This window comes from Curtobacterium sp. B18 (assembly GCF_000333375.1).
Classification (GTDB): Bacteria; Actinomycetota; Actinomycetes; order Actinomycetales; family Microbacteriaceae; genus Curtobacterium.
Genome location: NZ_BACZ01000136.1, coordinates 1 through 9,411, shown reverse-complemented (window position 1 = coordinate 9,411; position 9,411 = coordinate 1). Strand labels below are relative to the sequence as shown.

Genomic DNA, 9,411 nt, shown 5'->3' with positions numbered 1-9,411 from the left:
TCGGGTCGGTGCCCTGGGCGCGACGAAGCGTGAGGACCTCCGGACCGGACTCGGTCACCGCGACGGTGTGCTCGACGTGCGCGCCGCGTGAGCCGTCGACGCTCTTGAGCGTCCAGCCGTCGTCGTCCTGGTAGAGCTCCGCGGTGCTCTGCATGAGCCACGGCTCGATCGGCACGACCAGCCCCCGCTGGAGCTTCAGGCCGCGCCCGGGCCGTCCGTCGTTCGGGACGTGCGGGTCGCCGTGCATCGTCCGCCCGACCCCGTGGCCGCCGAACTGCAGGTTCACGTCGTAGCCGGCGTCCTTCGCGACGCGACCGATCGCGTACGACACGTCCCCGAGCTTGTTGCCCGTGCGGAACTGGGCGATGCCGGCGACGAGCGCACGCTCGACCGTGTCGATCAGCCGCTGGTCGTCCTCGCGCGGGGTGCCGACCTGCACCGTCACGGCCGAGTCGGCGACCCAGCCGTCGACGCTCGCGGCGAAGTCGAGGCTCACGAGGTCGCCGTCGACGAGCACGCGGTCGGACGGCAGGCCGTGCAGCGCGGCGTCGTTGACCGACGTGCAGAGGTTCTTGCCGAACGGCGACTTCCCGAACGACGGGTGGTAGTCGACGTAGCAGCTCACCGCCCCACGGTCGGCGATCATCCGTGCGGCCACCCGGTCGAGGTCGAGCAGGTTCACGCCGACGTCGACGGTGTCGAGGAGTTCGTCGAGGACGTCGGCCACGAACCGACCGGCGGCGCGCAGGCCGTCCAGCTCGGCGGGGGTGCGGAGTTCGATCATGCGACCATCCTGGCGCGTTTTGCGGACGTGGGTTGCTGTGGCAAGATGGGTAGCCGTGCCCTGGCTGGACTCTGCCACGGGGGAGTCGCCGACACCGGGCACACACCTTCACTTACCGAATTCGATCCGCGGCGACCCGTGTGCGTCCGCAGAGAGTGACCCAATCATGAGCCAGCTCCTCGACCACGTCGACGCAGCGTCGCTGCGCACCGACGTCCCGGACTTCCGCCCCGGCGACACCATCAAGGTGCACGTCAACATCATCGAAGGCACGCGCTCGCGTGTCCAGGTGTTCCAGGGTGTCGTCATCGGACGCCAGGGTCACGGCCTCGGCGAGACCTTCAAGGTCCGCAAGGTGAGCTTCCAGGTCGGCGTCGAGCGCTGGTTCCCGGTGCACTCGCCGATCATCGACCACATCGAGATCGTCACCAAGGGTGACGTCCGTCGCGCGAAGCTCTACTACCTCCGCGAACTCCGCGGCAAGGCTGCCCGTCGCAAGATCAAGGAGAAGCGCGACTCCTGATCGCCTTCACAGTGAGCGCCCGCGAGCCGGACGCCGCTGTCGGCCCCTCGTCCATGTACGGTTGTGCATCGACGGGGGGCTTTCCCTTTCCGTGGGCGCACGTCGTCCCGGTCTCGCGGACGCGTGTCGTCCACGGTGGGATCCTGTGGTTGAACGAGAGCGGAAATGACGGACACGACTGACGAAACCGGGCGCCGACCCCGTGTCGAGAAGAAGCGGAACGGTGTCCTCACCTTCCTCCGCGACCTCGTCATCATCTTCATCGCGGCGCTGCTCGTCTCGTTCCTCGTCAAGACGTTCCTGATCCGGTCGTTCTACATCCCGTCGGCGTCGATGGAGAACACCCTGCAGATCAACGACCGGGTGATCGTCAACGAACTCGTCCCCGACGTGGTCTCCCTGAAGCGTGGCGACGTGGTCGTCTTCAAGGACCCGGGCGGTTGGCTCACCGGTTCCGAGGTGCCGAGCGTGACGCCGACCACGCAGCCCGCGAAGGCCGTCGACTGGCTCCTCACCCAGATCGGGCTGGGGACCGGTGACAGCGACGACCACCTCATCAAACGCGTCATCGGACTCCCCGGCGACAAGGTCTCCTGCTGCAACGACCTCGGTCAGATGTCGGTGAACGGCGTCCCCATCAAGGAGCCCTACCTCAAGCTGCCGACGGGGGAGACCCGCGCCTCGGGAACCGACTTCTCGGTGACCGTGCCGAAGGGCACCATCTGGGTGATGGGCGACAACCGCTACGACTCAAAGGACTCGCGGTACAACGGCGACCCCCGTCGAAGGGGTTCGTGCCGCTGTCCGACGTGACCGGACGGGCCTTCGTGATCTCGTGGCCGTCGAGTCGCTGGACCTGGCTCGACGACTACCCCGAGGTGTTCGCCGGCGTGGAGGAGCGGGACAAGTGACCGCCGTCCGGCCGTCGCTGCGGGTGGAGAAGAAGCTCCTCGCCGATGGACGCGTGACGGTCATCGGGATGGACGAGGTCGGTCGTGGTGCGATCGCCGGACCCGTCGCCGTCGGTGTCGCCGCCGTGACGGTGGACATCGGTCGCGTGCCCCAGGGGCTCGCCGACTCGAAGCTGCTCACCGCGGCTCGTCGCGAGGCGCTCGACCCCGTCGTCCGCCGGTGGACCCGCACCGCGGTGGGGATGGCGTCCGCGTCGGTGGTCGACGAGCAGGGCATCGTCCCCGCGCTCGGGCAGGCCGGGGCGTCGGCGATCGGTGCCCTCGTCGCCGACGGGCTCTCGCTCGACGGCGCCGTGGTCGTCCTCGACGGCTCGTTCGACTGGCTCACCCGCGCGGTGCCGGCCACGCTCCGGCTGCCGTCCGACCCGCTCGAGGTCGTGGTGCGGGTCAAGGCCGACCGGGACTGCGCGTCGGTCGCCGCGGCGTCGGTCGTCGCGAAGGTCGCCCGGGACGCGCTCATGACGGCGGCGCACGACGAGGCGCCGCACTACGCGTGGGCGTCGAACAAGGGGTACGGGTCGACCGCGCACTACGACGCGATCCGCGCGGTCGGGGCGCACGCACTGCACCGGAAGAGCTGGCTGCACCAGGCGTCGAGCGTGGCGTTGGACGGGTTCGCGGAGTTGGACGCGCTCGCGGGCTGAGCGGCGCGGTGCCTCCGTGGCTGCGGCTCGGTCGCGTGACGCGACCTGGTCGCGGTGTGTCGCCGGTGCTCCCGTCGCCGTAGACTGTGGGCGCGATGGATGACGACGAATTCGACGACTACGACCGCGAGGTCGAACTTGCCCTGTACCGCGAGTACCGCGACGTCGTGTCGCAGTTCCGTTACGTGGTCGAGACCGAGCGGCGTTTCTACCTGGCCAACGAGGTGGAACTCTCCCGCCGGGACACCGAGCACGATTTCTACTTCGAATTGACGATGAACGACGTCTGGGTCTGGGACGTCTACCGTTCCGACCGGTTCGTGAAGTCCGTGCGTGTCCTGACGTTCAAGGACGTCAACGTCGAGGAACTCACTTCCCGTGAACTCGAGCTGCCGAAAGAACTCGCGCTCGACGAGTGATCTTCAGTTCTTCGCAGGAAATGCGAGAATCTGAGAATCGCCGAGACAATTGTGCCGGCGTGCATTCCTCCCGCTAATGTGAAGGGGATTTCCCGTCCCCTGCACAAGGAGCACGTCATGGCACAGAAGGTCACCGTCCAGCTCGTCGACGACCTCGACGACACCCCGATCACCGCCGGCGCCGGTCGCACCGTCGAATTCGCGTTCGACGGGTCGTCCTACGAGATCGACCTCACCGACGACAACGTCGACAAGTTCCGCGAGGCGATCTCCGACTACGTCGCCGCGGCGCGCAAGGTGTCCGGTCGTCGTTCCGCCGGTGCCGCTCCGAAGGCAGCGCCGAAGCGCGGCAACTCGGAAGAGCTCGCGAAGATCCGCGAATGGGCGAAGGAGAACGGGTACGAGGTCTCGTCCCGCGGTCGCATCTCGACCCAGGTGCAGGAAGCGTACGCAGCCGCGCACTGAGCGCCCTGCTGCAGGACCCCGGACGGCTTCGGCCGACCGGGGTCCTGCCTTTGTCCTCCACAGGTGATCGTCCGCTGATTCCCGTCCACAATTGGTCGAGGTCCGGCTCGATCGTGCTCGGCGGTCCGCGATCGTCGTCGTGGAGGCAACGACATGGAACGATCACCCCTGCGGAACGGCAGTCTCGGACGATTCGGCGAAGAACGGGCTGCGGAATGGCTGGAACGCCACGGATTCCGTCTCGTCGAACGCAATTGGCGGTGTGCGCGGGGTGAGATCGACATCGTCGCGTGGCAGTCGTGCACGCTCTGCTTCATCGAGGTGAAGACACGGTCCGGCGCCGCCACCGGTCATCCCTTCGAAGCGATCACGGCGTCGAAGGTCGCGCGACTGCGGCGACTCGTGCCGGCGTGGTTCGCCGACCACCCCGAGGTGTCCGCGCGGACGATCCGCATCGACGCGGTTGCGGTGCACGTCGACGGTGACCGGATCGGCGTCGAGCACGTGGCGGGCGTGCTGTGACGGCGGACATCGGGCGTGCCTCGGCGATCGCGCTCGTCGGGGTGCAGGGGCGCGTGATCGAGGTCGAGGCGCACCTCACCAGCCAGCTGCCCGGGTTCAGCATCATCGGCCTGCCGGACGCCGCTCTGGGTGAGGCGCGGGAGCGGGTGCGGTCCGCCAGTGCCCTCGCCGGGTGTCCGCTGCCGGCTCGGCGGATCACGGTGAACCTCACGCCGGCGTCGATCCCGAAGCGCGGCTCCGGCTTCGACCTGGCCATCGCCATGGCCGTGCTCGGTGCCGAGGGGATCGCGCCCCGGGTCTCGCGCGACGTCGCGTACATCGGGGAGCTCGGCCTCGACGGACGGGTCCGGCCCGTCCCCGGGGTCATCCCGATGGTGATCGCTGCGCGGGACGCCGCCATCGGCACGGTCGTGGTGCCGGTCGGCAACGTCGACGAAGCACGGATCGTGCCGGGCATCGAGGTGATCGGCACCGCGTCGTTGCGGGCGAGCGCGATCACGGCGGGAGCGCTCCTGCCGCCGGTCGAGACCGATCCGGTGCTGCCGGCGCTCCCGGTCGAGACCCGTCCGGAGGCGCACGACCTGGCCGACGTGATCGGGAACGCCGTGGGTGTCCGGGCCGTGATCGCCGCCGCGGCCGGTGGCCACCACATGTTCCTGCTCGGACCGCCCGGCGCCGGCAAGACGATGCTCGCCGAGCGGCTCCCGGGGCTCCTGCCGGACCTCGATCCCGAGGCGGCGCTCGAGCTCGCCGCGGTGCGCTCGGTCAGCGGACTCGGCAGCCAGTCGTGGAGCGTCCGGCCGCCGTGGGAGGCGCCGCACCACTCGTCGTCGACGACGGCCCTGATCGGTGGGGGATCGGGCCTGCTCCGACCGGGCGCCGTGTCGCGGGCCACCCGTGGGGTGCTGTTCCTCGACGAGGCGACCGAGTTCCCCCGAGCGGTCCTCGACGCACTCCGGCAGCCGCTCGAGTCCGGTCGGATCACGATCCACCGCAGCGTCGGCAGCGCCGAGTTCCCCGCGCGGTGCCAGGTGGTGCTCGCCGCGAACCCGTGTCCCTGTGGCAACGCCGGGGTCCGCAACGGTCCGCCGTGTTCCTGCAGTCCCAGCACGGTGCGCAAGTACCTCGGGCGGCTCTCGGGGCCGCTCCTCGACCGGATCGACATCCGGGTGGCGGTGCCCCGGGTGACGACGGGTGCCATCCGCGCGACCGAGGGCTCGGCGCCCACGACCGCCGAGGCCGCCGCGCTCGTGGCGACGGCTCGAGGTCGGATGGCCGAACGCCTGCGCGGCACCGGCTGGGCGTGCAACGCCGAGGTCACCGGACCCTGGCTCCGCGCCGACGGGCGGGCGCAGCCGGGTGCGACGGACCCGCTCGACCGGGCGCTCGACCGCGGCACGCTCACGATGCGGGGGTGGGACCGGGTCATGCGGTTGTCGTGGACGCTGGCGGACCTCGACGACGTCGAGCGTCCAGGCGCCCGGGAAGTCCAGCGGGCACTCGCGTTGCGGAGCGCACTGTGAGCGCCGCGGTCGACGATGACCCGCTCGCTCGGGTCACGTGGAGCGTCCTCGCCGAGCCGGGTGATGCCGTCGCCGGGGAACTCATCGCCCTGTTCGGGCCGCGCCCGGCTCTCGCGCTCGTCCGGCGAGCCGCCAGGACGAACACCGGGGCACTCGTCGAGCGGATCGGCGCGGCGGCGTCCTTCGCCGACGGGACGGACCAGGTGCGTGCCGCGCTCGATGCCGCCGTCGGACGGTGGCGTCCACGCCTCGCGGGATCGGAGGACCGGGCCGTCGCCGCGACGGCTGCCGCCACCGCGGTCGGAGCCCGGCTGCTGCTCCCGGGGACGCCCGGGTGGCCGAGCGGGCTGGACGACCTCGGACCGCACGCGCCGTTCGTCCTGTGGAGCCGGTCGGACCTCGACGATCCGGTCGGCGCCGCCGGGTGCCGCGGTGCGCTCGCGATCGTCGGCTGCCGGGCGAACACGATCTCAGGGGCCGAGGCCACCGCGGAGATCGCCTCGGTCGCGGCCGACGCCGGAGTCGAGATCGTCTCCGGCGGCGCCTACGGGATCGACGCGGTCGCGCACCGGGTCGCCGTCGCCGCGGGGACGCCCACGACGGCGGTGCTCGCCGGCGGCGTCGACCAGTTCTACCCGGCGGGCAACCACGACCTGCTGCGCAACGTGCTCGGTCGTGGCCGTGTGCTGTCCGAGTCACCGCCGGGGACCCGACCGACGCGCTGGCGCTTCCTCCACCGCAACCGGCTGATCGCCGCCCTGGCCGGCGCCACCGTGGTCGTCGAGGCGGCTGCCCGGTCGGGGGCGCTCAACACCGCCCACCATGCGCTGCACCTCGGTCGGCCGGTGTTCGCCGTGCCCGGTGCGTTCGCATCCGCCGCCTCGGTCGGCTGCCATCGGTTGATCGCCGAGGGGAACGCGCAGATCGTCGTGCATCCGCGTGATCCGGTCACGGCGGTGGTGTCGGGCGCCGGACCCGGTGGGACCGCCTCGCCCGCGGCGACCGAGCTCGTCCTCGGGACCACGTCCGATCCGCTCGTGGTGCGGGTGCTGGACGCGCTCGACCGTCGGCCGCTCGACGTGGACGAGATCGCTCGTCGCAGCGGCCTGTCCGTCGACGACGCGGCCGACGCGCTGGCCCTGGCGCAGCTCGAGGGACTCGCGGTCGCCGCCGCGGCGGGGTGGTGCCGGCGATGACGGTCGTCGGACCTACGCTGGCTGCGTGACCGATGGCAGTCAGGAGCGACTCGAGGCGGCGGTGCACGCGTTCCTCGGCCATGCCCGCCATGCCCGAGGGCTCAGCGAGCAGACCCTCCGCGCCTACGCCAACGACCTCGAGCAGCTCGTCGCGTTCGCGGCGTCGCACGGGGTGGAGCGGCTGGCCGACGTGGAGCTCGAGCTCCTCCGCGACTGGCTGTGGGACGCCGACCACCGTGGGCTGGCCCGGTCCACCATCGCGCGTCGGTCCTCGTCGGTCCGGGCGTTCACCCGGTGGGCGAGCGAGTCCGGGGCGATCACGAACGACCCGGGGGTGCGGCTGCGGGCACCGAAGGGGGCATCGCACCTGCCGCGGGTGGTGTCGTCCGACCAGGTCCGCTCGATGCTCGACCGGCTGGCGGACCGTGCCGCGACCGACGACCCGGCAGCCCTCCGCGACCTCGCGGTGGTGGAGCTCCTCTACGCCGCGGGCATCCGCGTCAGCGAACTCGTCGGCATCGACGTGCGCGACCTCGACCGCGGACGGCTGACGGTCCGGGTCCTCGGCAAGGGCGGGAAGGAGCGCGTCGTCCCGTTCGGTGTCCCGGCGCGTGACGCGCTCGAGGCGTGGCTCGTCCGCGGTCGACCGGTGCTGGCGGCGAAGGCCCTGGCGCAGGACGCCTCGCTGGTCGACGGCGCGGCCGGCCCAGGCCACGGTGCGGCGACCGCGGGGAAGGCGACCGGGTCGCGCACCGGGGCGCGCGGCACCTCCTCGCCCACCGAGGCGCTGTTCCTCGGGGACCGCGGCGGCCGACTCGGGGTCCGTGGTGCCTACCGGATCGTGGCCCGGCTGCTGCAGGACCTGCCGGGCGAGGGACCCAGCGGGCCGCACACCTTCCGGCACACCGCGGCGACGCACCTGCTCGACGGGGGAGCGGACCTCCGTGCCGTGCAGGAACTGCTCGGGCACGCGAGCCTCGGGACGACCCAGATCTACACGCACGTCTCCTCCGCACGGCTGCGCGAGGTCTACCGGACGGCCCACCCCCGCGCCTGACCGTCGACGTTCGCGGGCACCGTCGGGTCCGCGCCCCCGTTCGTCACCCCGTCCAGTCGGACTCGGGCAGCAGCACCGGCCACGCCGCCTCGGGCAGGTACGGCGTCGGGTCCACGTACCGGTCGTCGAGCCGCGCGCCGAGGTGCAGGCAGGGGTCCGCCGCCGGACAGTGCCCGACCGATACGGTCCCGAGCGGGTCGCCGCGTCCCACGACGTCGCCCGTCCTGACCGTCGGCGCGACCGAGTCCACCGTGCTGCGGAGGCCGCCGCCGTGGTCGATCGTCACGACCCCACGGCCGGCGACCTGCCCGGCGAACGTCACCGTGCCGTCGTCCACCGCGACGACGGCCGTCCCGAGCGCCGCTCCGACGTCGATGCCGCGGTGCCCCGCGGCGTAGTCGTCGGTCGGGGCCTCCCACGGACGGTCGACGACGCGGCTCCCCGTCGGCCACACCCACGGTGCGTCCGACGTCAGGTGGTCGGCATCGCCACGAGACGCCCCGGTCGCATCGGCGCCGCGGCCGGTGACGGGCGAGGTGGCGTCGGCTCGGGGCGACCCGGTCACCCACGGGCCGCCCGCGGGAACCGAGGCGACCAGCAACGCGAGGGCAGCGATCGCGGGGCCTGCGTGACGGAACGGCATGGGGACAGCCTCCCGGCGGTGGACGCGTCGCGTGCCGACGGTGGGCCGATCTGTGGAGGACGAGCCGCGCCTCCTGGCCTGTGGAGGTGCAGCGCGACCGACGCGCGTGCAACGAGCGACGTCGTCGCTGTCGAACGACGTCGACCCTGTCGCAACCCGGCGGGCGCAACGGTTGCACGCGCGCGGTGACGACATCACCGCTGTCGTACGACGTCGACCATGTCGTTCCGAGTAGGCCCCGCCCCCGCGGCCGACGCGCCCCGCCCCCGCGCCCGGCGCCGCGCCGCCGCCCGCGCCGGTTGGCCCCCGCGCCCGATCCCGGAGTACAGTCGGGGCCGCTCCGGAACACGCAACGCCGCTCGGACGGCGAACCAGCCGACCGCCGGGGCACCGTGCAGCATCCCGCACGGCGGCAGGGAACCTGGAGCATCGTGTCGAACGCGACCACGCAGCACGGCGAAGACCGTGCGTTCAAGGGGAAGGTCACGCTGTTCGCCATCGCGGCAGCGGCGAAGCAGCGGATCGGTGCCCGTGCGGTCACCGACGAGGAGGCCACGCTGCTCGAGATCGAGGACGGCGACCCGGTGCTGACGATGAGCCGCACGGCCTACGACGCCTCGGGTCGAGCGGTCGAGTACGGCGTGCACTGCTACCGACCGGACCG

The 9,411-nt window shown here is 71.9% G+C and carries 11 protein-coding genes and 1 pseudogene; 10 read left to right on the top strand and 2 right to left on the bottom strand.

Going from position 1 to position 9,411, the window contains the following annotated elements:
* A partial coding sequence (map, locus tag I5E_RS03785) for a type I methionyl aminopeptidase (protein ID WP_022905819.1) occupies positions 1-784 on the bottom strand: 784 nt, incomplete at its 3' end.
* A 166-nt stretch (positions 785-950) separates the two neighbouring features.
* Between map and rplS the strand changes: the two genes are divergently transcribed.
* The 9 genes and pseudogenes from rplS (at position 951) to I5E_RS03740 (ending at position 8,104) form a co-directional block, all read left to right on the top strand.
* Complete coding sequence (rplS, locus tag I5E_RS03780) at positions 951-1,307, top strand: 50S ribosomal protein L19 (RefSeq protein ID WP_022905818.1); 357 nt, start codon at positions 951-953, stop codon at positions 1,305-1,307.
* Positions 1,308-1,472: 165 nt separating this feature from the next.
* Positions 1,473-2,218 (top strand): annotated as a pseudogene (lepB, locus tag I5E_RS21120) (signal peptidase I).
* Positions 2,215-2,922, top strand: a complete 708-nt coding sequence (locus tag I5E_RS03770; protein ID WP_022905817.1) for a ribonuclease HII — start codon at positions 2,215-2,217, stop codon at positions 2,920-2,922. The pseudogene lepB and the gene I5E_RS03770 overlap by 4 nt, the downstream one beginning before the upstream one ends.
* Positions 2,923-3,017: 95 nt before the next feature.
* A complete protein-coding gene (locus I5E_RS03765; protein WP_031261428.1) occupies positions 3,018-3,341 on the top strand; it encodes a DUF2469 family protein in 324 nt (107 codons plus the stop codon).
* 117 nt (positions 3,342-3,458) lie between these two features.
* Positions 3,459-3,806, top strand: coding sequence for a histone-like nucleoid-structuring protein Lsr2 (locus tag I5E_RS03760; protein WP_022905815.1), 348 nt, complete (start codon positions 3,459-3,461; stop codon positions 3,804-3,806).
* Between the two features lie 153 nt (positions 3,807-3,959).
* Entirely contained in the window at positions 3,960-4,328 is a 369-nt protein-coding gene (locus I5E_RS03755; protein ID WP_022905814.1) for a YraN family protein, read from the top strand.
* Complete coding sequence (locus I5E_RS03750; RefSeq protein WP_022905813.1) at positions 4,325-5,851, top strand: YifB family Mg chelatase-like AAA ATPase; 1,527 nt, start codon at positions 4,325-4,327, stop codon at positions 5,849-5,851. Before I5E_RS03755 ends, I5E_RS03750 begins: the two co-directional genes overlap by 4 nt.
* Positions 5,848-7,047 (top strand): DNA-processing protein DprA, encoded by a 1,200-nt coding sequence (gene dprA, locus I5E_RS03745; protein WP_022905812.1) that lies wholly within the window; start codon positions 5,848-5,850, stop codon positions 7,045-7,047. Before I5E_RS03750 ends, dprA begins: the two co-directional genes overlap by 4 nt.
* 25 nt (positions 7,048-7,072) lie before the next feature.
* Entirely contained in the window at positions 7,073-8,104 is a 1,032-nt protein-coding gene (locus tag I5E_RS03740; RefSeq protein WP_022905811.1) for a tyrosine recombinase XerC, read from the top strand.
* A gap of 43 nt (positions 8,105-8,147) precedes the next feature.
* On the opposite strand, the gene I5E_RS03735 is transcribed toward I5E_RS03740, so the two are convergent.
* Positions 8,148-8,747 carry a M23 family metallopeptidase gene (locus I5E_RS03735; RefSeq protein WP_022905810.1) on the bottom strand — a complete coding sequence of 200 codons (600 nt, stop codon included), beginning with the start codon at positions 8,745-8,747 and terminating at the stop codon, positions 8,148-8,150.
* Between the two features lie 431 nt (positions 8,748-9,178).
* Between I5E_RS03735 and I5E_RS03730 the strand changes: the two genes are divergently transcribed.
* On the top strand, positions 9,179-9,411 hold a 233-nt coding region (locus I5E_RS03730; protein ID WP_031261421.1), incomplete at its 3' end, for a UTRA domain-containing protein.